The organism is Pseudoalteromonas sp. PB2-1 (assembly GCF_045040605.1).
GTDB classification, from domain to species: domain Bacteria; phylum Pseudomonadota; class Gammaproteobacteria; order Enterobacterales; family Alteromonadaceae; genus Pseudoalteromonas; species Pseudoalteromonas arabiensis.
Genome location: NZ_CP090667.1, coordinates 932,963 through 957,649 on the forward strand (window position 1 = coordinate 932,963; position 24,687 = coordinate 957,649).

27 protein-coding genes and 1 riboswitch are annotated in these 24,687 nt (G+C 41.7%); all 27 genes read left to right on the top strand.

Annotated elements, in window-relative coordinates:
• The first annotated feature begins 9 nt into the window (after positions 1-9).
• On the top strand, positions 10-909 hold the full coding sequence (gene flgL, locus L0Z67_RS04375) for a flagellar hook-associated protein FlgL (protein ID WP_193988437.1): 900 nt from the start codon (positions 10-12) through the stop codon (positions 907-909).
• 24 nt (positions 910-933) lie between these two features.
• Positions 934-1,962 carry a flagellin gene (locus L0Z67_RS04380; protein WP_405128479.1) on the top strand — a complete coding sequence of 343 codons (1,029 nt, stop codon included), beginning with the start codon at positions 934-936 and terminating at the stop codon, positions 1,960-1,962.
• Positions 1,963-2,149: 187 nt separating this feature from the next.
• Entirely contained in the window at positions 2,150-2,989 is an 840-nt protein-coding gene (locus L0Z67_RS04385; protein WP_062570301.1) for a flagellin, read from the top strand.
• A gap of 100 nt (positions 2,990-3,089) precedes the next feature.
• Complete coding sequence (fliD, locus tag L0Z67_RS04390) at positions 3,090-4,382, top strand: flagellar filament capping protein FliD (RefSeq protein ID WP_062570302.1); 1,293 nt, start codon at positions 3,090-3,092, stop codon at positions 4,380-4,382.
• An 11-nt stretch (positions 4,383-4,393) separates the two neighbouring features.
• Positions 4,394-4,786, top strand: coding sequence for a flagellar export chaperone FliS (gene fliS / locus L0Z67_RS04395; RefSeq protein ID WP_062570303.1), 393 nt, complete (start codon positions 4,394-4,396; stop codon positions 4,784-4,786).
• A 267-nt stretch (positions 4,787-5,053) separates the two neighbouring features.
• Positions 5,054-5,365: a hypothetical protein gene (locus L0Z67_RS04400; RefSeq protein WP_130151052.1), complete on the top strand. Its 312-nt coding sequence runs from the start codon at positions 5,054-5,056 to the stop codon at positions 5,363-5,365.
• A complete protein-coding gene (locus L0Z67_RS04405) occupies positions 5,365-6,780 on the top strand; it encodes a flagellar hook-length control protein FliK (RefSeq protein WP_405128480.1) in 1,416 nt (471 codons plus the stop codon). Before L0Z67_RS04400 ends, L0Z67_RS04405 begins: the two co-directional genes overlap by 1 nt.
• Before the next feature lie 16 nt (positions 6,781-6,796).
• Positions 6,797-7,234 (top strand): flagellar basal body-associated protein FliL, encoded by a 438-nt coding sequence (gene fliL / locus L0Z67_RS04410; RefSeq protein WP_062570306.1) that lies wholly within the window; start codon positions 6,797-6,799, stop codon positions 7,232-7,234.
• Positions 7,235-7,243: 9 nt separating this feature from the next.
• Positions 7,244-7,966 (top strand): FliA/WhiG family RNA polymerase sigma factor, encoded by a 723-nt coding sequence (locus L0Z67_RS04415; RefSeq protein WP_237114892.1) that lies wholly within the window; start codon positions 7,244-7,246, stop codon positions 7,964-7,966.
• A gap of 18 nt (positions 7,967-7,984) precedes the next feature.
• Positions 7,985-8,848 carry a flagellar motor stator protein MotA gene (gene motA / locus L0Z67_RS04420; RefSeq protein ID WP_062570308.1) on the top strand — a complete coding sequence of 288 codons (864 nt, stop codon included), beginning with the start codon at positions 7,985-7,987 and terminating at the stop codon, positions 8,846-8,848.
• Positions 8,849-9,841: a flagellar motor protein MotB gene (locus L0Z67_RS04425; protein WP_062570309.1), complete on the top strand. Its 993-nt coding sequence runs from the start codon at positions 8,849-8,851 to the stop codon at positions 9,839-9,841. It begins immediately after the preceding gene.
• 41 nt (positions 9,842-9,882) lie between these two features.
• Positions 9,883-10,224, top strand: a complete 342-nt coding sequence (locus tag L0Z67_RS04430) for a PilZ domain-containing protein (protein WP_405128481.1) — start codon at positions 9,883-9,885, stop codon at positions 10,222-10,224.
• Between the two features lie 27 nt (positions 10,225-10,251).
• A complete protein-coding gene (locus L0Z67_RS04435; protein ID WP_062570311.1) occupies positions 10,252-11,136 on the top strand; it encodes a FliM/FliN family flagellar motor C-terminal domain-containing protein in 885 nt (294 codons plus the stop codon).
• A gap of 7 nt (positions 11,137-11,143) precedes the next feature.
• Positions 11,144-11,473: a FliM/FliN family flagellar motor switch protein gene (locus tag L0Z67_RS04440; RefSeq protein WP_062570312.1), complete on the top strand. Its 330-nt coding sequence runs from the start codon at positions 11,144-11,146 to the stop codon at positions 11,471-11,473.
• Positions 11,474-11,476: 3 nt separating this feature from the next.
• The gene (gene fliP / locus L0Z67_RS04445; protein WP_062570313.1) at positions 11,477-12,229 is read left to right on the top strand and encodes a flagellar type III secretion system pore protein FliP; all 753 of its coding nucleotides are present in this window, start codon (positions 11,477-11,479) and stop codon (positions 12,227-12,229) included.
• Entirely contained in the window at positions 12,226-12,495 is a 270-nt protein-coding gene (locus L0Z67_RS04450) for a flagellar biosynthetic protein FliQ (RefSeq protein WP_130151061.1), read from the top strand. The genes fliP and L0Z67_RS04450 overlap by 4 nt, the downstream gene beginning before the upstream one ends.
• A complete protein-coding gene (gene fliR / locus L0Z67_RS04455) occupies positions 12,492-13,274 on the top strand; it encodes a flagellar biosynthetic protein FliR (protein WP_062570315.1) in 783 nt (260 codons plus the stop codon). Before L0Z67_RS04450 ends, fliR begins: the two co-directional genes overlap by 4 nt.
• On the top strand, positions 13,275-14,405 hold the full coding sequence (flhB, locus tag L0Z67_RS04460; RefSeq protein ID WP_193988441.1) for a flagellar biosynthesis protein FlhB: 1,131 nt from the start codon (positions 13,275-13,277) through the stop codon (positions 14,403-14,405).
• Between the two features lie 15 nt (positions 14,406-14,420).
• Complete coding sequence (gene flhA / locus L0Z67_RS04465) at positions 14,421-16,493, top strand: flagellar biosynthesis protein FlhA (protein WP_062570787.1); 2,073 nt, start codon at positions 14,421-14,423, stop codon at positions 16,491-16,493.
• A gap of 132 nt (positions 16,494-16,625) precedes the next feature.
• Positions 16,626-16,711, top strand: a riboswitch (cyclic di-GMP riboswitch).
• A 98-nt stretch (positions 16,712-16,809) separates the two neighbouring features.
• Positions 16,810-17,694, top strand: a complete 885-nt coding sequence (locus L0Z67_RS04470) for an OmpA family protein (RefSeq protein ID WP_193988442.1) — start codon at positions 16,810-16,812, stop codon at positions 17,692-17,694.
• A 15-nt stretch (positions 17,695-17,709) separates the two neighbouring features.
• Positions 17,710-19,020: a sigma-54 dependent transcriptional regulator gene (locus L0Z67_RS04475; protein ID WP_130151065.1), complete on the top strand. Its 1,311-nt coding sequence runs from the start codon at positions 17,710-17,712 to the stop codon at positions 19,018-19,020.
• 16 nt (positions 19,021-19,036) lie between these two features.
• Positions 19,037-19,360, top strand: a complete 324-nt coding sequence (locus L0Z67_RS04480) for a flagellar hook-basal body complex protein FliE (protein WP_062570318.1) — start codon at positions 19,037-19,039, stop codon at positions 19,358-19,360.
• A gap of 8 nt (positions 19,361-19,368) precedes the next feature.
• Entirely contained in the window at positions 19,369-21,096 is a 1,728-nt protein-coding gene (gene fliF, locus L0Z67_RS04485) for a flagellar basal-body MS-ring/collar protein FliF (protein WP_193988443.1), read from the top strand.
• Entirely contained in the window at positions 21,074-22,105 is a 1,032-nt protein-coding gene (locus tag L0Z67_RS04490) for a FliG C-terminal domain-containing protein (RefSeq protein ID WP_228074418.1), read from the top strand. The genes fliF and L0Z67_RS04490 overlap by 23 nt, the downstream gene beginning before the upstream one ends.
• A gap of 5 nt (positions 22,106-22,110) precedes the next feature.
• A complete protein-coding gene (locus L0Z67_RS04495; RefSeq protein WP_062570320.1) occupies positions 22,111-22,743 on the top strand; it encodes a FliH/SctL family protein in 633 nt (210 codons plus the stop codon).
• A complete protein-coding gene (locus L0Z67_RS04500; RefSeq protein WP_062570321.1) occupies positions 22,736-24,091 on the top strand; it encodes a FliI/YscN family ATPase in 1,356 nt (451 codons plus the stop codon). The genes L0Z67_RS04495 and L0Z67_RS04500 overlap by 8 nt, the downstream gene beginning before the upstream one ends.
• The gene (locus L0Z67_RS04505) at positions 24,078-24,491 is read left to right on the top strand and encodes a hypothetical protein (RefSeq protein WP_237114895.1); all 414 of its coding nucleotides are present in this window, start codon (positions 24,078-24,080) and stop codon (positions 24,489-24,491) included. The genes L0Z67_RS04500 and L0Z67_RS04505 overlap by 14 nt, the downstream gene beginning before the upstream one ends.
• The last annotated feature ends 196 nt before the right edge of the window (positions 24,492-24,687 follow it).

Genomic DNA, 24,687 nt, shown 5'->3' on the forward strand with positions numbered 1-24,687 from the left:
GAGTGAGTCATGCGTATTAGTAGTCACCAATTTCATCTTAATTCAATTAAAAATATCCAACATAACACTGCAGAATTTAATAAAGCATCGGTTCAATTGTCGACCAATGAGCGTATTTCGAAACCATCGGATGACCCTTTAGGAGCCGTAATGCTGCTAAAGCTTGAGAGTGAAATCGAGTCTTTATCGCAATATCAAAGCAACATGGATGCAGTCAATTACGCTTTAGGTCAGCAAGAAGTACAGCTAACAGGCATTGTAAATCAGAGCTACTCATTACAAGAGCTCATTACGACTGCAGCAGATGGTTCAATGGGCACTGAGCAATTAAAAGCACTTGGACAAGAAATGCGGGTGATTTTTCAAGGAATGCTCGATTTAATGAATGCTCAGGATGGCGAAGGGCGTTATTTATTTTCTGGTAGCGAAACCAATAATAAGCCTTTTATTCAAGATGCAGCGGGAGATTACATTTATAACGGTGATGAACGTATTCGCGAAGTGGCAGTGTCACCAGACTCTAACGTATTAACAAATATTATCGGTAGTGATTTAGACCCTAATGCTGATTTTTTAAACGCTATGAAAGATTATTTGGATTTAATTGACAACCCACCTGCTGCGGGTGTTGGTAATGAATCGCGCACCATGATTAATAATTTATCTGATTATTTAGGGCATATTACCGGCGAAATAACAGTGATCGGTGGCACGATGGCATCAATGGATTCGTTGGCAACCAGCAACCAAGACATCAATACGTTTACGACTAACCTGCGTGATGATATTAGTGCAGTTGACTACCCTGAAGCCTATATTCGCATGAACGAATCAATGGCCGCTTATGAGTCTTCGATGCAAGTGTATGCAAATGTTACACAGCTATCATTGTTTTCATATATTAAGTAGTTATTGTTTAAGGAATAATTAATCATGCTTGTTCAAGGTAGCGAGAAGCCAACGCAGATTGAATCAGTTAAGTCGAGCAAAGCATCTGTTGTTGAGCAGCAGAGCCCGGTGTCGGCGAGTGATGTAAAGCAATCAGCTAAAAATACAGCTCCTGAACAAGGCCAAGTTGCCGTATTATCTCGATGGGCTAAAAAGGGCCAGTTGAGCCAAGCTATGGCGCAAGTTGAACATCGTGAAATGACCATAAAACAGTTATATTCAGGTCTTGAAAAACTCGCGCAACAGTTAAAATCAATGCCTAGTAGTGCACCGGTTTCTGCTTTACAAAGTCACAGTATGACGCAGCAAATTACTCAACTGCAGCAACAAGCAAGCGCACAAAGTTCAGGTCTAAATTCGCAACTTAAAGTGCAGCAGCCAAATGCTCAAGTTGTGCGTCAGTTAAATAGTAAAGTCGATTTGATATCACAACGTCCGCACGATGAAAGTATTCATTTGCTGCTAGGACGAAGCGGTAAAGCTGTACATTTACAGCTACCGGCTAATCAAAGTGAAGCTGAAAACTTAAATACGATTGCTGAAGCATTCGCCAAGCAGCAAATAAATGTTGAGGTTAACCGCGATAACCGTTTACTTTTCACTACATCCCCTGAGCACAGTGATGCACTTAAAGAAAATTGGGTCATTACCGGCCAGGGAGTACGGGTGGCAGCGGGTAACCCTATTTCACTTCAACTTTCAGAGCTCGCCAGTCCGCTTGATCAACTAGAAGAGTCGGTAAAAAAACAGCAAGATGTTAGCGCACATTTAGATTTTATAAATCGTGCTCAGCGTCAGCTAAAGGCCAATTTATTACAAATCCAAGCCCAGCACCGTGAGCTTACAGCCCAATTACAGCAAATAGAAAAAAGTGCAGATGTCTCTGGTGAGCAAATGACGCAACTTAGCCAATCATTAAAATCAAAAATGCTTACGCCAAATGTTGATAACATTGCTGTGATAACAGCACAAGCAAACATGACCCGTAGCATGGTGAAATACGCTTTAGCTTAAAAGATAAATTAGTTTTTAAATTCGTACAGCGTGCCTTGAAGCACGCTGTTGCGTTTTTAATAACAGGCGGTTTTGAACAGATTTAAAAATAAATGAAAAAAATAAAAAAAAATTTTAGTTTTTACAATAGGTGGTCGCTCTTAATAAATGAAAGTTAAATAAATAGAATTCACAGGAGAATTTAAAAATGGCTTTATCAATTCAATCAAACATGGCGTCACTTTCTATTCAAAACCAACTTAACCGCAGCAACAACGATCTTTCTGTTGCACTTGAGCGTTTAGGTTCTGGTTTTAAAATTAACTCAGCAAAAGATGATGCTGCGGGTCTGCAAATCGCAACACGTCTTAATGCACAGGTTCGTGGTCAAGAAGCTGGTCTTTATAACGGTAACAATGCAATGTCGATGATGCAAACAGCTGAAGGCGCGTTTGAAGAAATGACCAATATTGCATACCGCATGAAAGAACTTGCAACGCAAGGTGCAAGTGACACAAATGGTGCAGGTGAGTGGACAGCACAAAGTGCAGAGTACACAGCTCTTGCAGCAGAGCTAACTAACATCATGGATAACACGTCGTTTGGTGACGGTACAACACTACTTGATGCAGCGGGTAAATTTGGTGCTGGTCAAGTTGATTTCCAAGTAGGTGCAAGTGCAGCAGAAACACTCGGTGTGGATATCTCAACTGAGCTTGGCAACGTAACTACTGCAATTGGTAACGCAGCAGCGTTTACTGATGTTGCAACAGCTCAAGCTCAAATCGCATTTGTTGACACTATCATTGATGAGATTGGTACAGCGCGTTCTGGTTTAGGTGCAACAATGAACCGCCTTGAGCACACAATGAACAACGTTACAAACATGAAAGAGAACACGCAAGCTTCTGCGGGTCAATTAATGGATGCTGATTTTGCACAAGAAACGTCAAACATGACTAAGCAACAGCTACTTATGAATTCTGGTATTTCAGTACTAAGTACAGCAAACAGCACAACACAAATGATTGGTTCACTATTACGTTAATCTAATCATTATAATAAGCACCGCCAATTAAGCGGTGCTTTGCAATAACGAAAGCGCTTTTTTGTAAAGTGCTTTCGTTATCGTTAATTGGAGAGCCAATATGACATCAGCGCTAAGCATTGATCCCGCTAATTTAGCGAGTCAATACACGCAAATTGAGCGACAAGCAAAAGATCAGATTTTATCTACGCAATATGCAAAATATAATAATCAAATTAAAGCATTTACTCAGCTTAAGAATGATTTATCAGATTTTTTTGATGCATTAGAAGATTACCAAGACCCTGATACAGGTTTGCTTACTAATACAGCGTCTGTTAGTAGCGAAACAAATATGAATGTGACAGCCTCAGCTGATGCAGTCAGCGGTGACTACGATATTTTTGTTGAGCAGTTAGCACAAGCACACCAGATAGCATTAAGTTTTGATCCAAGCCAACCCTTATCGACCGATGGCGAATTGGCTGTTAGCCTTGGCACGGACAGCTTTTCTGTTGACTTAGCGGGTTTGCCTGCGGGGGCAACGCTTACTGACTTGGCCAGTGCAATCAACAATCATGCTGACAATAGTGGCGTAAAAGCGACGTTGATGCGCTCAGGGAGTGAAACATTTTTAGTGCTGACCAGTGAAGAGTCTGGTGTTGCAAATACTGTATCAACAACATTTACACCCGGTGCAGACGCAAATGGTGCAAATATTAGTAATGCCATTGCATCACAGCAAGAACTAACCAGTGCGCAAGATGCTATTGTAAAGCTAGGTGCAAATTCAAATATTACGGTGACCTCAACCAGTAACCAACTAGATAATGTTATTGATGGTGTGAGTATTAACCTTACTCAAGCCCAGCAGGCTGGAGAGACACCCATTAAAGTGTCTGTTGCACAAGATAATGAGAAAAGCGTTGAGAATATTCAGCAATTTGTTGATAAATTCAATACATTATTAAGCTCAATAAACGATAACGATGCATTAAAAAGAGATGTTATGGCATCGGGAATAGGGCGTTCATTACGCAATGACTTTCAAGGTGAATTTGCAGGGAAAACCTTATTTTCCATTGGTATTGAATTTGACCGTTATGGCAAGCTATCTATTGATAAAGGTAAGTTAGAAGATGCAATTGCCACTCAACCTGAGCAACTAACACACATGTTAACAGGTGCTGATGGTTTGATGGCGAAACTCGAGCAGCGTGTTGAGCCATACACAAAAAGCTATGGCTTAATTAATGATAAGAAAAATACTCTGCAAGCGAGTTTAAACCTAGTGACAGATAAACAACAGCGCCATGAATATTCTATGGAGCAGGTTTACAACCGCTACTTATCACAATTTACGCAAATGCAAATAACGATTTCTAAATTAGAGTCATCAATGGGACAATTTTAAGGGGATTAATTATGTATGATTTAAATGATGGCTTTTCAGCTTATAAAAATACTTCAGTAGAAAGCCGTGCGGCTGGCGCTGATATTCATAAGTTAGTTTTAATGTTATTCGATGGGTTTTTAGATGAACTTGAGCGGGTAGCTGGTCATATACAGCAAAAGCGTTTTGATAAAAAAGCTCAGGGCATCGAAAAAATGATGCGTATTCTTGGTGGTTTAGATGCCTCTTTAGATACAGAAAAAGGCGGCGAAGTCGTTGTTAATATGCAGCAGCTTTATGAGTACTGTGGTGGTGCTTTAATGACTGCAAGTCTTCAAAATGATTTATCTGCATTGTCATCTGTACGTGAAGTTATGCAAAACCTACAGCAGGGCTGGGCAGGATTAGGCTCTCAAGCTGCTTAATCACACCTTATTTATAAGTAATGTTATTTGTTCTGAATCCAAAGCCAGCACTTTTAGCTGGCTTTTTTTGTAACTCAACAAACGCTTAAGTTCCTCTTTACTTCCTACCTTTCCGATAAGCGGAAATTAAACTTCCGTTCAGCATTTTGTAAATTAATTTTTCCTTTGTATATCAATACCTTGTGTTTTGGAATGCTTTTTGCTCGTTAAGCTGGTGTTAATGCAGCTCTGAATTGTTTACGGCTGCTCGCTTTAATTGAAATGATCATGATGAATAAACAGCAAACAGACCAGAAAATTCAAACCCTATTGCAAGCTATGGCGAAAGCGATAGAAGAGCAGCAGTGGCAACATATTCGTCATTTTGATCAGCAATTAATGCAGATCCTTAATGAGGCGAAGTTAGCACCTTGGTATCCAAGTTGGCAGTCTAGAGTGAGTGAGTTGAAAGGTGAATATTCACACTTTCTAGCATTAATTAATGCGCAAAAAAACGAATTACAAACACGTATGCAGCAACATCAAAAAGATCGCGACGGCATTATTGCATACAAACAATTTACTGATGGTGCGCGTTAATGAAAGAATTAATCATACACCCACATGTTTCAGGGAATAGAGCCGGTGCTGAAAAGGTGCAAGCAAACTTTACTGACCCTGAAACAAGCCAATTCGATTTAACCGAACATGAAGAACACGCGCAATCTACTAGTGAGCTTCGCTCTGAGCTTGAGCAAGTAGAGACAGAAAAGCAATTTGAGCTACCGTCTCAATGGCGCTCAGGTGTATATACACAGTTTAAAGCTGAAAATGAGTCAAGCATGTTAGCGCCAGGTATAACTGCATTATCTGAAACATCGCTGCAACAAGGTGCTGAAGCGACAGTTCAAGAACAAATCAATATGGAGCAAGTTGATTCAGCCCTGCCTATTCAACCCGCTTCTCAGGGAGTTACAGAACCACAAGCTTTGGGCTCGCTTCCTGTGCAGGATAGCCTTACTTTAGCTATGCAGACTGCTGCTGAAAATGAAGCTATATCAGAAAAAATACGCGTGAATGAGCAAAGCCCTACTACACAGGGTGAATCAGCCTCGAAAACCTTGCTTGGTGGTTTATCTACTCAGTCGATAGCAAATGCTACAGAGCAGGAACAGTTACAAGTAACGAGTGCTTCGAACGCTAAAGAGTTATTACAGCCTAGCCCTAATAGCGCTCAAGCTATACCGGCAGCTAATCAATTATTAAACAATGAAACTGTTGAGTTAACTAAAAAGCAAGTACCTTTATTTAATGCATCAAGTTTGAATACGGCTATTGCATCGCCGAGTAAAGAATACCCACTTAGCAGCCAACAACCGCACATGCCCCCGGTGGCTGAGTTGGAAACGTTGCGCTCAAGTGAAACTAGAGTAGGACCGGCTTTAATGGTGGAAACAAGCCCTACACAGCCCACTAAGGTTAAGACAGCGCTTGAGCAGCCCAATTTTGCGACGACAGAATTAAGTCGTTCATTTTCTTTTTCTTCTGCTGCTAGTTCAGAGCAAGCCACACAGGTGCAGCAGTGGCGAACTGAGTCGTTATCGACAAATAGTAGTGAATGGGGCCAACGCTTACTGAATGTGCTGCATGACAAGGTGCAGTTGCAAATAGGCCAACAGGTTCAACGCGCGCAAATCCGCCTTGATCCTCCCCAGTTAGGCAGTATTGACATAAGTATTAGTGTTGAGGGAGAAAAAACCACAGTACACATTGTTGCGAGTAATCCACAAATACGTGAAGCCATGCAACAAACGCTTGAGCAACTTCGCCAATCACTCACTCATGCCGAGCAAAGTACTGTTGATGTTGATATTAGCGATAAACATCAACAGCACAAACAAACACACGAATTTACACAAGAGCAAGATATTGCAGCTAATCAGTTAAATGATTTGCCTACCTCCGTTGAGCCTAGGCAAGCGCAGCAACAAGATTGGTTGAATAGACTGATATAGAAATGGGAGTGGAACTTTGAAAAAAATACAATTAGCAGTACTTGCTGTCGGATTATTAGCACTTGGTTTTTTTGGTGCAAGCTATTTTCAAGAATCAAAAACAGAGCAAGCCCCAGTGGCCTCTGTTGATAAACCAGACGTTAAATATATGGCAATGGATCGCTTTATTATCAGTGTTGCTGACGATGAATATGCTCGCTATTTAGTGCTCGATTTGAGCCTTGGTTTTGCACCAACCTTACAAAACGAAACAGATGCTGAAACCTTTATGCCAGTACTACGCAATGTGCTTGTAAAAAACTTTGCGAATATGGAGCACGCTACTGTGCGGAGCACATTTACCGATGTAGAGAAAGTTCAAACAGACCTACTTAGTCAGTTTAATAAGGTGTTGGCTAATAAGTCATCGCTTGAATTGGCTGATGTATTAATAACCAATGTTTTCATTCAGTAGAGAACGCGTATGTTAGTTGAACAACAATGGCCATCTTCGGATGAGCAGCAAGCAGGTTTAATGAGTACACATACCGAGGGGGAACTACTCGAACGGTATGCATACTTAGTGAAGCGTGCAGCTTCCCACATGCGAACGCAATTGGGTGTTGTTGTCGACATGGACGATATTCAGCAAATAGGTTTAGTGGCACTGCTTTCGTCAATTCGTCGTTATGGTCGAAATGTCGACGAACAATTTTCGGCATTTGCTTTTAAGCGTATTCGGGGCGCGATGCTAGATGAGTTTCGTCGAATAGATTGGCGAGGACGACAACTAAGACAACAGTCGCATCAATTGCGTGATGCTTCGCGCAAGTTATTGAAGCAACTAGGCAGAGAGCCAAATGATAGTGAGCTATGTCAAGCATTGGATATTGATTTAGACCAGCTGTTGAAACTGCATTATGCAAGTCAAGCTGAAGCAATTGATAGCCTCGAAGCATTGCTCGGTCACGATGATTCGTTTACTGATGCAGGCAGCCAGTTATCACATACAGAAACGGCTTTAATGCTACAAAAAGCACTCGCCAGCCTACCAGAAAGAAACAAGTTGTTACTGCATCTTTACTACAGCCATGAAATGAACATGAAAGAAATAGCCCTTGCCCTTGATTTAACCGAAGCACGGGTCTGCCAACTACATAAATTGGCAATAGAATCTTTAACAAGAAAACTTCAACAAAGTGAATAACCAACCGGGAAAACAATTATGCAAAGAATATTAGGTTTAGTCGTTGTGCTGGCCGCCGTACTAGGTGGCTTTGCTATTGCTGGTGGTAACTTAGCGAGTATGTGGCAGCCTGCAGAGTTTGTAATCATTTTTGGTGCGGGCTTAGGAGCACTTATTGTTGGTAATTCACGTCATGTTTTAACTGAAATGTTAAGTCAGTTAAAATATCAATTCTTTGGCAATAAAAATCAAAATAACAAAGACTTGTATCATGACTTGCTCATGGTGGTATACACCTTACTTGAACTGGCTCGCCTAAAAGGGATTAAAGAGTTAGATGATCATGTAGAAAACCCTGATACTAGCTCAATTTTTTTAGCCTACCCACAGGTCACAGCCTTTCCTGAGTTAGTAACATTTATTTGTGACAACCTACGCTTATACAGCATGGGAAAAATTAGCCCACATGATTTCGATGCTATGTTAGAGCAAGAGATCTTTTCCATTGAAGAGCAAAAAATGAAGCCGTCAAATGCGTTAGGCGACATTGCCGAAGCAATGCCCGGTTTCGGTATTTTAGCTGCGGTAGGTGGCATTATTATCACGATGCAGCACTTAGATGGACCATTGAGCGAAATTGGCTATCACGTTGCGGCAGCACTGGTGGGAACCTTTGTTGGTATTTTTGGTTGTTACTGCCTATTAGCACCTCTGTCATCGGCTATGCAGCAGTATGTAAAGAAACAAATGACTATGCTTGAGTGTGTTCGAGCTATGTTGGTTGCCCACGCAAAAGGCCATGTAGCTATTGTGGCGACTGACTCTGGTCGAAAACTGATAACACAAGAAAGTAAACCTTCTTTTACCACGATGGAACAGTGGATCAATAACCGAGCAGCTTAAATGAATAATTCTAACCCAGTAATTATTAAACGTGGTCGCCGCTCAGCAAAGAGTGGCAAGCATGGTGGTGCTTGGAAAGTCGCCTTTGCTGATTTCACATTAGCGATGATGGCGTTCTTCATGGTGCTATGGATCATGGCTATTACCAATGAGCAAGAGCGAAAAGATATTGCTCATTATATGCGTACACATTCAATCTTTGATGGTAGCCCCGCATTATTTGAACCAGGCAATAGCCCTTTTCCTGTCGATTTAGGGGGGTCACCTTCCGTTGTTGATCATAAAGCATCAAATCGCTTGCCACCTGATAATCCTCGCCCAGGCATGAGTGAATATTTAAAAGTACCTAAAGGCGATCATGCGCCTTTAGCGGGGAAAGGCGATAAGCTTAATTCAGTGATTGACAGTGAATTTGCAGCATCAAGTGAGCTGAGTTTATTACTAAGTAGCTTTCAAGATTTAGCCAAAGAAGAGCTATTACAGAACAATCTGCAGGTTGAGAAAGTTAGTTCTGGGCTCAGAGTAATTATTCAAGATGACAAAAATCATCAAATGTTTGCGCGTTCAGAGCAAACCATGTCGCCATTTTTTGAAGACTTATTTTTACACTTAGGTGGCCTGTTCAGAAGTATTGAAAACAAAATCATTATTTCGGGTCACAGTGATGCCAGTGCATTCAAAGGAACTCAGTCGAATAACTGGGACTTATCAGGTGCACGTGCATTTCAAGCAAGAAAAATCATGGCAGCAGGTGGGATGCCAACAAACCAAGTTATGCAAGTTAATGCTTTTTCTTCTAATAGACCGATTAATCAAAAAGATAGATTTGCGAGTGAAAATAGACGTGTCGAGATCCTGATTCTGACCAAAAAGGCAGAATCAGAGTTAGAGGCGTTATTCGCTGAGGATAACATCAATAATCCTGTTAAAAAGGCCGCTAGTGCTGCAACAGCAAATCAGCCAGTATTACGCTCGCAGGAGTTATATGAATAAGTCAGAAGAGTCGAAACGAACTCACCCTCGCTGGCCGCTTTGTGAGCAAGATACTCAATCTTCCTGCGGCAATGCAACAAGGTGGCATTGCCGTTAAGCTGCATCATTCATGGTTGTTTAACTACTTTATATGCCGTGCTGTGGTTAAAGATATTAGCGTAGGTGGGGCTGGAATGTTGGTGCCAAATGAGCATAAGTTACCGGGCAAGGTCCGTGTAGCATTTAATGATAGTAATGCTTTTATTGGCACAATTCGTTATACGTATCCCGTTACAGAAAAACTGAACTTTGTTGGTATTGAATGGCAAAAGAAAGATGAATTAAGGCGTATAGAGTTAGTTGCTGAGTTACAAAAGCAGGCTAATTACACAACGACTTTATAGCCACACTTTTGGATATTGGAAAATTTTATGAAGCAATTTGTTAAGCCAAAAATAAAGCTCTTCAAGGCTGAACAAGGTAAAGAGTTTAGGCCGTATGCGATCACACAGCAACAACGTCAATACGAAATTGCCCATCAGCGAGCGGGTGAGTTTAGTTTGCATAAAGCCATCGAGTTTGAGTTAGGACAGCTATTTAATGATAGTCAGTTTGCTGTTGATATTAACTTATGTTCACACAGCACCTTGCAAAGCTGGCTAGCTGAAGCGAAACGCGTTTTCTTTAAAAGTTCTGTTTTTGAGCCAATAGACGCTGATGCTTATATCGCATTGGATTACACAAGTGCTCACAGAATGGCTGATTTATGCCTAGGTGGTGATTTAAGCCAAGCTAATAAGGCTGTAGCAGAAGAGCCGCCAGCAGAGTTAACACGCACAGAAAGCCGCATTTGTGCACGGTTATTACAAAAACAAGTTCAGGGTATTCAAGAGCTTATTTTTAAAGAGCGGGCATGCTTACTCGCTGAGCCATGTAGCACTAACAACTTACCGAGCGCGGTCAATTACCTTGCATTTAAAGTACGGTTAATTCTTGATAACGATGTGATCAGCTGGTTCATTTGGTTGCCAGTGGCTTTCTTTAGTCAACCGCAAAGCGAGCATGACGAACAACAAACACACTTATTAAATATGGAAAAAAGCAGCCAATTTTTAGTGAGAGGACATGTTGAAATGGCGCGCAAAAAAGTCACGTTAAGGCAGTTAAAAGCGGCATTAAATGGTGAGGTATTGCCTATTCAACTTAGTGAGCCTGCTTCTTTCAAGTTAGGTAATAAAACCTTCTTTACAGGTCAAATTGTACAACAAGATGCCAGTTTGACTTTCCAAATTACAGATAACACAAATAAAGAGTAAATGAATTATGACTGACAACCTTGATGATGCATTAGCAGGTTTAGAGCTTGATGGCTTAGACAACTTAAGCGCTGAGCCAAGCAATGAGAATGATATGTCTGTATTTGCTGATGTGCCGTTAACTATTACGCTAGAAGTCGCGAGCACAGAATTAACGTTAGGTGAGTTATCACAAGCCAAACACGGCGATGTTTTACGCTTAGACAAAGCCGCAGGTGAGCCGATGGATGTGAAAGTGAACGGTGTATACTTTGCGAAAGCTGAAGTTGTACTGGTTGATGGCCAATATGGTATTAAGTTTATCAGCCAAGATGAGCAAGAAAAGGCGGATAGTTAAGTAATGAATTTACGCAGTGCATTCAACGTCGGGTTTGGTTTACTTATCCTTCTTTTACCAACTTGGTTAAACGCGCAAGAATTAACATTGTTCTCGTTGCAAGACACAGAGCAAGGGCAAGACTATAACGTCAAGCTACAAATTTTGTTAATGATGACAGTGTTGAGTTTAATACCAGCGTTGTTAATGGTACTGACCTCATTTACTCGGATCATTGTTGTGCTCGCGATTTTGCGCCAAGCAATGGGGCTACAGCAAAGTCCCCCAAATCGTGTCTTAATTGGTATTGCATTGATGCTTACCATGCTTATTATGCGCCCGGTTTGGCAAGATATATATCAAAATGCGTATAAGCCTTTTCAAGCAGAAGAGATGGGATTAGAGCAAGCACTAGCTCGAGCTGAACAGCCTCTACGTGCATTTATGCTTAAGCAAACACGTGAAAGCGAGCTACATCAAGTGCTTTTAATTGCTAATGAGCCCACCAACTTAAAAGCGGATGAAATTCCATTTGAAGTACTTATGCCTGCTTTTGTGCTTAGTGAGCTGACAACCGCTTTTCAAATCGGTTTTATGCTCTTTATTCCCTTCTTGATTATTGATTTAGTGGTTGCCAGCGTATTGATGTCGATGGGTATGATGATGTTATCCCCATTGATTATCAGCTTACCATTTAAGCTGATGGTGTTCGTACTCGCTGATGGTTGGTCAATGGTGGCAGGAACGCTGGCTGCAACATTCGGAGGGCCAATATGAGTCCTGAGATGGCCACGCAACTGATTGCCGATGCAGTCTATACCATTATAGAGATGATTTTGGTACTGATAGTACCAGGGCTTATCTTGGGTATTGTGGTGGCAGTTATACAAGGCGCCACCTCTATTCAAGAGCAAACGTTAACCTTTCTACCTCGTATGTTGCTAACACTGTTAATGGTGGTGTTTGCAGGGCATTGGTTAGTGCGCACCTTATTGACGTGGTTTGAAGACCTTAAGTTTATGATCCCAGGGGTTTTTGGTTGAACTCCTTAATTGCTTTAACCAGTAACGACATTGTTAGCTGGATGGGCACCATGTGGTGGCCATTTGTTCGGTTTTCGGCTTTGCTGTGGGCAATGCCAGTATTTGAAAACCCCGCAGTGACTCCACGCGCCCGAATCGCTGTGGCTATGATGCTGGCCTTTTTAGTGGCAGGGCAATTGCCACTCGCTCCAGCGGTTGATATTTTTTCGTTAGATGCTGTCGTGCTGACTGTTGAGCAGATCATTTTTGGTGTCTTAATGGGGCTTGCCTTGCGGTTGTTGTTTGAAGTGATGTCTCTGGTTGGTCTTGTGTTGTCGATGCAAATGGGTTTATCGATGGCTTTGGTAATGGACCCTGGCAGTGGTAATCAGGTTGCATTATTAGGGCAGTTATTCTGGATAATGGCTGCGCTTTTGTTTTTTGCCGCTGACGGTCATTTAATTACGTTGCACGTTATGGTCGAGAGTTTTACTGTTTGGCCTATAGGCAGCAGTATTTATAACTTGGACATTATGGCTGTCGTTAATTTATTTGCTTGGTTATTAGCCTCTACTCTACTACTTGCACTACCTGGCGTGATTGCCATGATGTTAGTCAATCTAACGTTTGGCGTAGCAAGTCGCGCAGCTCCTTCTTTGAATATTTTTGTTTTAGGCTTTCCGATGGCCTTAATAATGGGTTTCTTTTGTGTATTTATGACACTTAGTTACACAGGCAATGCATTTGCTAAATTGACCTACCATGTTTTAACCGTATTTAAAACGGCGATGGGAGGGTGAATGTCAGATAACAGTGCACAAGAAAAAACAGAACAGCCCAGTGAAAAGCGCCTCAAAAAAGCACGTGAAGATGGGCAGGTAGCCCGTTCTAAAGAACTTAATACGGCTATTTTATTGATGGTGAGTGTGGCAGGGCTATTGTTTTTCGCTAATTTATTTTATGACCTATTTATTGGCTTGATGCGCACAAGTATGCAACTGGATCATCGTATTATCGATAATACGAAACTCATGCCAAATGCCATTGCTCAAGCAATACTCGATATGCTGGCAACTTTAGTGCCGTTTTTATTGCTCGCGTTTTGCGCTATGTGGATCACGGGAGTGTTACCTGGTGGGTTTATTTTCTCAAAAAAATTACTCGCACCTAAGTTAAGTAAGCTAAATCCTCTTTCGGGTTTAGGAAGAATGTTTGGTAAACAGGTTTTGACTGAGCTGTTAAAGTCGATGATTAAAATTGCCTTGTTAGCTATTTGCTTATTTAGCTTTTTGACTCAGTTATGGCAGCAGTTAGTAGCCTTACAAAATCAAGACTTGCTGGTGGCTCTAAATCAAGGTATTAGCCTGCTATTTTTAGCTATGATGATCACTGTAACTTTGCTGTTATTTGTAGCTGTGATTGATGTGCCTATTCAGCAAAAACAAATTCTAGATAAAATTAAAATGACCCATCAAGAAGTCAAGGAAGAGCGCAAATCATCCGATGGTAACCCCGAGATCAAAAGCAAAATTAAGCAAATTCAATATCAGCAAGCAAATAGGCGTATCGAAGAGCGGGTCCCCACAGCAGACGTGATTGTTACAAATCCAACACACTATGCGGTTGCGATTCGCTATAACGAAGAAAAAGCCAAAGCACCTTATGTTGTCGCTAAAGGCATGGATGAAATGGCACTTAGGATCAGAACATTAGGGCGTCAGCACAATAAAGAAGTTATTGAGTTACCTGCTTTAGCGCGGGCTATCTATTTTTCGACACGCATCGACCAAGAAGTACCTAATGGACTTTATAAAGCGGTTGCTTATGTACTTACTTATGTAATGCAGCTAAAGGCTTACAAGCAAGGGCGAGGTCAAGCGCCAGCGCCATTGCCTGAACTTGAAATTCCAAAAAATTTACAAAAACCATAATGGTGGAGAATGACTTTGAATTGGCGTAGTTTAACCCGACCTTATACTGCTATACCGGTATTGCTGTTAGCTGTTTTATCTATGGTTATTTTGCCATTACCCGCATGGCTACTGGATACCTTATTCACCTTTAATATTGTACTTTCTGTGATCGTGTTATTGGTTGCTGTTTCAAGTTCGAAACCACTCGATTTTTCTGTTTTCCCAACCATTCTGTTGGTTGCAACCTTAATGCGCCTTACCCTAAATATTGCATCGACTAGGGTTGTTTTACTACATGGTCATGAAGGCTCTGATGTGGCAGGGCGAGTCATTCAAGCATTTGGTGAGGTGGTGATTGGTGGCAACTATGTTGTTGGTATCGTCGTATTCATTATTCTGATGGTGATTAACTTTGTCGTAATCACCAAAGGTGGCGAGCGTATCTCTGAAGTTGCAGCACGTTTTACTCTTGATGCAATGCCAGGCAAGCAAATGGCAATTGATGCCGACTTAAATGCGGGACTAATTGGCCCAGAACAAGCTAAAGAACGACGTACTACCGTGGCACAAGAAGCTGATTTCTATGGTTCAATGGATGGTGCTTCTAAATTTGTACGCGGTGATGCAATAGCCGGTCTGATCATCTTAGTGATCAACTTACTGGGTGGTGTCAGCATTGGGGTATTTCAGCATGACTTGAGCATGGCTGAAGCATTTCAACGTTTCGCTCTTTTAACAATTGGTGACGGCTTAGTTGCACAAGTCCCTTCATTATTACTGGCTGTTGCTGCGGCAATTATTGTTACCAGAATGAACGATGAAGGTGACATGAGTGAAGCGGTGGGAAGCCAGTTACTTGCCTCACCAAGAGTGATTCTAACAGCCGCATTAGTCATGCTGGTGTTAGGTATTGTGCCAGGCATGCCAAGCCTTGCGTTTATTGGCTTTGCACTGCCTCTTTTGTATGTTGCTTGGCGACTTTACAAAAAGACACCACAAGGGCAGTTAGAAGAAGCGCAAAGTATTACAGATACAATTGCCCAAGAACAAGCAGCTCTGAGCTGGCAAGATATTCCGCATGTCGATACTTTAAGCGTTGAGCTTGGTTTTCGTTTAGTTTATCTGGCCGATAAGGAAAAAGGTGAGGAGCTAGCAAAAACAATACGTGGTATGCGTAAAAGCTTATCTGAACAACTTGGTTTCTTGTTACCTGAAATCAGAGTTAAAGATAATCTCAATCTTAATCCTCAAGAATATAAAATCAAACTAGCAGGAGTGGCCGTTGCGTCTGCTCAACTGAATGCCAAGCAGCTACTAGCTTTAAACACCGGCGATACTTACGGCCAGTTAGATGGTGAACTAACGACGGACCCAGCTTATGGTTTGGAAGCTGTGTGGGTTGATGAGCAAAATAAAGCCAAGGCACTGAATATGGGTTATTCAGTTGTCGACTTAGCCACGGTAATCGCAACGCATATGGGCAAAGTGATAAAAGAGCATTTAGATGAGCTGTTTAGTTATGAAGATATTCAAAACTTACACGAGAGATTAAAGACTGTATCACCTAGTTTGGCTGATGCGCTTGAAAAGTCTTTACCAATTAACCTGCAACTAAAAGTGATGAGAATGCTACTTAAGGAGCATGTCGCGATTGGTGATATCGTGACTATTGCAGGCACTTTAGTTGACAGTATCGAAGTCACAAAAGACCCGATTCTACTTGCTGCCGATGTACGCTGTGCACTAAAACGTGTGTTAGTAAAACAAGTGATGGGCAATCGTGACGAATTAGCTGCTTATAGCTTAGATGAAAAACTAGAGCAAACGATGCAAAGTTCGTTAGAACAAGCCATGCAAGCAGGGAAGGTAGCATTAGATAGTTTTGCTGTAGATCCTAATTTACTTGGCCAGTTCCAACGAGCCATGCCTGTGATTACTGATGAAATGAAATCTCAAGGTGTTAACCCTGTGTTGATTGTTATTCCGCAGCTAAGACCTTTACTGGCGCGCTATGCACGTTCATTTACGAAGGGAGGTTTATCAGTGCTTTCTTATAATGAAGTGCCTGATAATATTAAAGTTAGTATCGTTGGCTCTTTAGGATAGTGTAAGCGGTATGAATTTAATATGAATAAATACCCGTAATGTTGCTTTTTGGTTTTTTTTATCTATAATCATTAAGAATTAGGTACTTGTTAACTGTTTTATAATAACAGTTACTTAGTTGGAAACACTAAGACAATTAAATGGCAAACTACACCGAAAGGGTAGGACGCAAAGCTTCCAGTCTAAAACCGCAAGGTCATGATAGTGGGGTTACATTAACTTAGCGGCACGTCTATTCGCCTCTTCAGGCAATTTGTTCCGCTTATTATATACGTTAAAGCCCTTAATTGGGCTGTTTATGATAATTGGAATACGAATGAACAACTCATATCAGCTTGTTAAGGCAACTTTTTTAATTGTTGTAGGCATTATAACTGCTTATGCATTGCCTGTGAAAGCTGAACGCGTAATTACCCAAAATTATGAGCAGGCAACATGGTATGTCAGTGGCGATGCTTTTTATTGCCAACTTAGCCAAAAATTAGATAGTTATGCGCAATTATCGATTATTAGCGAGCCTGCAGAGCCACAGCACCTAGATTTTAAGTGGTTGTTAACCGAACGTGATATCACGGATGTACAAGTATTTGCCCGTACAGCGGATTGGCAAAACAAGCAAGCAATCGCCCCTTCTATACAATTCTTTTCAGCCAATATTGAGCAGCAACAGGTTACGTTTAAACAAGGTGTTGCACCTCTTTTAAGCGCCATTAAGCAAGGCTACTGGTTAGATACAATCGTCGGGTTTGGCGATGAGCAACTGAGACTGACCTTTCCTACAACTCATAGTGATAACGCGATTGATAAATACCAGCAATGCCGTGAAAAATTAGCACCTTTATCTTGGCGACAAGCGAGAGATTATGAAATTAATTTTGACTCAGGAGAGCGTGTTGTTAAACGTGCCGCAGACCTGAGTTATTTAGAGAAACTAGTTCGTTATATTCAACTCGATCCTAAAGTTAAGAAAGTCATGATTGATGGACATACAGATAATGTCGGTTCTCCACTTGCCAATCGTTTGTTATCGAAAGAAAGAGCCGATGATGTGGCATCCCGACTTATTGAGTACGGGATCGATGCAAAGTTAATTGAGATCAGGGCTCACGGAGGACGCTATCCCGTGGCAAGCAATTCAGATTCGAACGGTCAGTCTTCAAATAGGCGCGTCTTAATTCGTCTATTTCGTCAAAAAAGCTAAGGTGTGAGAAGGAATATGGATCAGAAACATCTACTATGGCTTGCGCCAGAACAACCATCACGTGAAATTGAATTGGCGATCAATGATGAGCAGTATCAACTTCTGTACACAGATTCGATCCCCGACGCTATTGGTTATTGTTTGAGTTATCAGCCTGAACTGGTATTAATTGATGCTCAACAAGCACAAATGAACTTGGTTGACTTGGTAAAACTAGTTAAAAGAACTCATCAAGGTGGACAAATTATCACGCTTGTGGAATCGAACCAAGGTGAGCTTGCTTCACAGTCACTCAATAATGGTGCTGTCGACTTTTTACTTAAACCGTTTTTTGCTGATCAACTCAAACTAACTATCCGTAACGCTGATTCTATGAAGCATGGTGTGAGTGACTTAATTGCTGTGTCACTGAAATCACAGCAAGTGCTGAGACTTGCCAATCGTGCAGCACAAACATCTGCAAGCGTACTCATTATGGGTGAGTCGGGTACAGGTAAAGAAAAGCTCGCTAACTTCATTCATCAATCTTCTCCACGTGCAGATAAGCCATTTATTGCGGTTAACTGCGCAGCTATTCCAGAAAATATGCTGGAGTCTATGTTATTTGGTTATAACAAAGGTGCATTTACGGGGGCGGTAGCACAGCAAGCGGGTAAGTTTGAGCTTGCAAATGGCGGCACTATTTTACTGGATGAGATAACTGAACTGCCTTTAGAGCTGCAAGCTAAATTACTTCGTGTCCTACAGGAGCGAGAGGTTGAGCGATTAGGCAGTCATCAACGCATTAAACTCGACATTCGTGTGATTGCAGCATGCAATAAGCCACTGCGTGAGCAAGTAGAGAAAGGCCTTTTTCGTGAAGACTTATTTTACCGCTTAGATGTATTGCCGTTAATGTGGCCAGCATTACGTGACCGAAGTGACGATATTTTACCATTAGCGAAGTATTTTATTGCTAAATACGGAGATGAGAAGTTTCACTTTAGTCAACAGGCAGAGCAGTTGATGCATAGCTATCACTGGCCAGGTAATGTTCGTGAGCTGGAAAATGTAGTGCAAAGGGCATTAGTGATGGCTCGCGGTGTCGAAATTCAAGCGGCAGATCTAAACCTACCCGAAAACGTTAAAGCACTCACGACAACCAGTGCGTCACAGTTAAAACATAGCAAGAAACAAGCTGAATTTGATTATATTTATGATTTACTTAGCCGTTTCAAAGGACACAGAACCCAAACCGCAGAGGCACTCGGTGTGAGTACCCGAGCTCTTCGATACAAAATAGCCGCCATGCGTGAGTATGGCATGGATATAGACGCAATCGCTTAATTTAAGGAACAGAGTAATGTCACCTATTGAAAGTCAACGCCTTCTGCTTGGAAAAATGACTGATATGCAGCAACTAGCTGCGGCAGAGAGCATTGCGCCTGCAGCAAGTAAATATCAAGACGCAGCAATTAGTACTGAATTCAAAACAGTTGTTCGCGCTGTTAATGAGCAACAAAATATCTCATCGCAAATGATGCATGCGGTAGATACGGGGCAAACGGATGATGTTGTGGGGGCAATGGTCGCAAGTCAAAAAGCCAGCCTAAGCTTCTCAATGTTAATGGAAGTACGCAATAAACTACTTAATGGCATTGATGATGTCATGCGTATGTCACTGTAGAGGTTGTTATGAAAGGCGAATTAACTAAAGCTGTACCGCCGATGTCTGGGGAGACAAACCTACGTGAAAAAGTCGTAAACTTCTCAAATAAAATAAACTTTTCAAATAAAAGCCATGATAGAAATGTCGCGACAATCGCTTTATTGGCGACGTTAGTAGCTGCAACTATCGTTGTTATTTTGTGGACATCAGCAAAGAACTACGTGCCACTCTACGGCAACCAAGAAAGTTATGATAAAGCTAATATTTTAGAAATATTGGATAAAGAACAAATTGTGTTTCGTATCGATAACGACACAGGCAATATTTTAGTTCCTCAAGAAAAATTAGCAGACGCACGAATCACTCTAGCGGCACGTGGTATTAAAGCTTCAATGCCTGAGGGCGTTGATAACCTAAGTGCTAAAGTGTCGATGGGCACAAGCCAGTTTATGGAATCGATGCAATATCAACATGCTTTGGAGGGAGAACTTGCTCGCACCATTATTAATATGCAAGGTGTTCGCAATGCGCGAGTACATTTAGCAATACCAAAGCGTAGCTTATTTATAGGTAGGGAAGAGCAAAAATCAGCTGCATCTGTAATGGTTGATTTAGCGCCAGGGCATGAGCTAAAAGCTGAACAAGTAGAAGCTATTATTTCACTCATCATTGGCTCGGTACCAGGTTTAAACCCGCGAGATGTATCAGTAGTCGATCAACGCGGTAAGTTACTGTCGGGTGATTTATTTGATACCACTCCCGTTGGTAAAGAAAGTGATAAGAAGCTCGCATTTATCGAAAAGGTTGAACGTAACATAGAACAACGCGCTGAAATTATGTTACTGCCTATTTTAGGCGAAGGAAATTTTCGAATTCAGGTCTCAACAGATGTTGATTTTAGCGTTGTTGAAGAAACACGTGAAGCGGTAGACCCACAAGGGGTGTTAAAGCAAGAATTGGTTAAATCAGATTCTCGACAAGACCAATTTGCCGGTGGTATTCCGGGTTCACTGGCTAATCAACCTCCATTGCCAGATCAAGAAGGTGAAGAGGCTGAAAATGAACGAGTGTCTGAACGCAGTGAAAGTAGCCGTGAATATGAAAATGGCCGCTCTGTTACCCATACTCGTTTTGAAGTTGGACGCTTAAGCTCAATGAGCGTATCGGTACTTGTTAATGAACAAGCCGCAGCCACAGCTGAAGGTTGGAGCCAAGAAGGCCTAAACTCTTTAGGCGAAATGGTTAAAACAGCCACCGGTTTTAATGAGCAGCGTGGCGATCAGTTCAATATCACCAGTTTTGCATTTGTTGAAGCAAAACCTTTTGTACCGTCTGACGGATTACAATGGTGGCAAATGCCTGAAATTCGAGAGTATGCTCGTTACATTTTCGGTACTTTTATTAGTTTAATGCTTATTTTCTTTGCGGTAAGACCGCTGGTAAATCATTTGATTAAAGGCAAAACAACAGCTTCAACACCAAGTGAAAATGAGCAAGAAAAATTAGCCGCCGCTAAAAGCGATGCCTATGAAAGACAAAGTACACCTCTGGATGGCGCACTTGAGCGAGATAGCAAAAATGAGCAGCCTGAGCAGGAAGGTGAAAATATTGCGTTGCCTAAGATAGGCAGTGATTTTGAAGAGCAAATTGCACATATGCAGTTATTAGCAAGCCGAGAAACCGAGCGTGTAACCTCTGTTATTAAATATTGGGTAGAGCAAGGAGTTGAAGTTGAGTCAAGTAAATCAAGATAATGTGACAATGTCAGCACCTGCTCGTGCGTCACTCGATAGAGCTGCTATTTTACTGCTCAGTATGGGTGAAGAAAATGCAGCAAGTGTGATCCGTAAACTCGGTCGCCGTGAGGTACAAGCAATCTCAGAGCGAATGGCCAGTATTTCTAACATTACAAAAAATGATGTAGCTGACACGCTCACCAGTTTTTTCGATTGTTACCGTAACGAAAGTGGGGTTAATGGTGCATCAAGGCTGTATCTTGAAAGAGCACTTGATAAAGCCGTTGGACGTAAGCTTGCCCGTGGCATGTTAGATGATATTTATGGTGGCGCGATGAGTGACGATCTGCGTCGTTTAGAGTGGATCCCACCTGAGCTAATTGTCCGTTTCTTAGAGCATGAACATGTGCAAATGCAAGCGCTGTTTTTAGCGTTTTTACCAGCGGATCAAGCCGCTGCTGTCATTGCATTGTTTCCTCAAGCAAAGCATGAAGACCTATTATACCGTATTGCCAGCTTACGAGAAGTCAGTGAGCATGTTATGGATGATATTCGATTAACCATTGAAGCCTGTATTGAGTTTGTCGGCAAGCAAGTCGGCTCTCAGGTAAATGGTGTTGATAAAGTCGCTGATATTATGAGCCGTTATAACGGCAATAAAAGCCAAATTATTGAAGTTATTAAAAAGCATGATTTACAAGTGGCAGATGCAGTACAAGAGCGTATGTATGACTTTGCCAGTTTATTACTGCAAAGTGATGAGACCCTTTCTCAATTAATGAACGACGTACCTGACGAGCTTTGGTTGATGGCATTAAAAGGCGCAGATGAAAAAATTGTGGCGCGCCTTTTGGGGGCATTACCAAAACGCTTAGCGCAAGTGTATCAACAGCAGTTAGAAGCAACAACATCACAGCCGGTGAGTAAAGTGGATGCTGCACGTCGTGAAATCATGAGCATTGTACGTGATATGAGCAAGCGAGAAGAAATTACTTATCAGCTATACGAAGAAGAGACCGCGGGTTAAGTGCTATGCAAGCTTATCAATTTCCAACGTTAACAAAAGAACAACAGCACCAGAGTGTTCAACAGCGTATCGAGGCAGCTGAGCAGGCTGCTTGGCAAAAGGGTTATGATGAGGGATTAAAGCAAGGTCAAGCGGCGCTACAAGCTGATATAGAAAAGCGCGTCTCGCAGCAAGCTGAACTATTACTACAAGAGCGTGAACTAGAATTAAAGCAGCAAATGCTGGCACAATTCGATGTGCTAACACAGCAAACAAAGCAACAACTTAATCTGCTGTCTAATGAGGTACTAAAAGATCTTAGTGTGTTAGTTGCAAAGGTCGCGGAGCAGGTAATTGCCTGTGAGTTAACTTTGCAGCCTAATTGCTTAATTGATTTAGTCGAACAGGCCCTCAATTTATTAGCAGGGCGAGATGATGTTAACGAAATTGTTTTTTCTAGCGCTGATGCGGCCCTTTTTGACGATTCAAGCTTTGATAAAATACCCCTAACAGTGAGTTTTGAGCCTCAACTTGCAAGCGGCAGTGTAAAGCTTATTTCTAGTGAGCAAAGCCATAGCTTGTCTCTTTCAGAGCGTTTAGATGCTGTACTTGCTGATATAACGCCAGCCCTTCTAAACGGTCAAGTTATTCATGAGTAATACCGTGTTATCTCATGTTCTTAATACTGCTACAAAACAGCTGACAGCCCCGCCTTTAATCCAAAGTTACGGTCGTCTTGTAAGAGTCAATGGTATGACATTAACAGCTGTCGGCGGGCAGTTTTTAATGGCAAAAAAATACCAAGTCGAGAGCATTGATGGCACGTGGAATGACGCTCAAGTGATTGGTTTTGATGATACCAAAGCGTTCTTGATGCTACTAAATAAAGCAGATGGTTTATACGCAGGTGCGAGAGTCAGAGCTGTTGCTGATACACAAGCGATAAAGGTTGATATGTCTTTACTCGGAAGAGTAATTGATGCACAAATGCAACCGATAGATGATTTAGGTAACTTAAGTCGTGTTGATTTAGGAGCTGATTGCGTTCTAAAAAAACAACCCTCTTTAAATCCATTGCAGCGTAAAGGGGTGAGCGAACCCTTGGATGTAGGAGTCCGTTCAATAAACGGTCTTTTTACCGTTGGAAAAGGGCAGCGTTTAGGGCTTTTTGCAGGCTCAGGTGTCGGTAAAAGTAAGCTACTGGCCATGATGACTCGCTTTACCAGTGCAGACGTTGTAATCGTGTCTCTAGTTGGTGAGCGTGGCTGGGAAGTGAAAGAATTTATAGAACAAAGTCTTGGTCCAGAAGGGCTCAAAAAGGCCATCGTAATTGCTTCCCCTGCTGATGATTCACCGCTTCTGCGAGCAAAAGCGGCGGAGTTAAGTCATCAACTGGCTGCTTTTTATCGTGACCAAGATTTAAATGTTCTGTTATTGATGGACTCTTTGACTCGCTATGCGCAAGCACAGCGAGAAATAGGCCTTGCGGTTGGCGAGTTGCCTGTCGCTAAGGGGTATCCGCCATCGGTATTTAGTAAGCTAACCCAGTTAGTTGAAAGCTCTGGAAACAGTGAAAAAAGTAAAGGTTCAATGACTGCGATCTACACGGTATTAGCAGAAGGGGACGACCAGCAAGACCCAATTGCGGACAATGCGCGGGCTATTTTAGATGGCCACATTGTATTGGACCGAACGCTTGCAGAAAAAGGTCATTATCCAGCTATTAATATTGGCGCATCTATAAGCCGTGTTATGCCTAACATTGTCTCCTCTGAGCAGCTTGCCTTTTGTTATAAGCTTAAAAAGCTCTACAGTCGATACCTACAAGTACATGAATTAATACCGCTTGGTGCCTACCAAGCAGGGAAAGATGCTGAATTGGATTTAGCTGTACACTTGTATCCACAAATAGAAGCATTCTTATGCCAATCATTAAATGAAAAAGCAGACTTTGCGACTACAAATCAACAGCTTTCGCAGTTAATAGGAAAACATGATGCTAGATAAGTTTAAAGACATGCAACAAGAGAAGCTTGATAACATGCTCTCTGAGCAGGCAGTTCTAAAACAACAAACCGAAGTAGAGCAACAGCGACTAGCCCAACTAAAGCAATTTATCGACGAAATGCAAACAAACAACCAGATGGGTAATGCAATTGGTTTGCAAAATTTAGCAGGCATGAAACACATTCTGCATGGGCTATCGCAGCAGCAGGCCGAACGAGTAACGCAGCTACAAGGCGATCAATCACGGCAACAACATGCTTGTATCCAACAACTTTCATTCACGAAGGGGTTAGAGGGCGTAATTGCTAAAAAAGCATATCAGACAAAGCAAAAACAGGCTCGTCAGCATCAGAATCAACTTGATGAGCTAGTCGCGCATGCAGCCGTTCGTCGTAGTTAAAATAATCTGCCATATAAACATGGCTAACCTCTTACTCGCCTAGCTCTCAGTTTTGATAGTGCTATAAGTAGTTAATTTATAGAAACTTTGCTCCTGTTTAAGGTAAAAATAACCTAGCCTTAATGAACAAAAAGGTCGGTATTTTTAATACTTTATTCTTTTTGTTAAGCATTTAGCATGTGAAAAGCTGTATTAC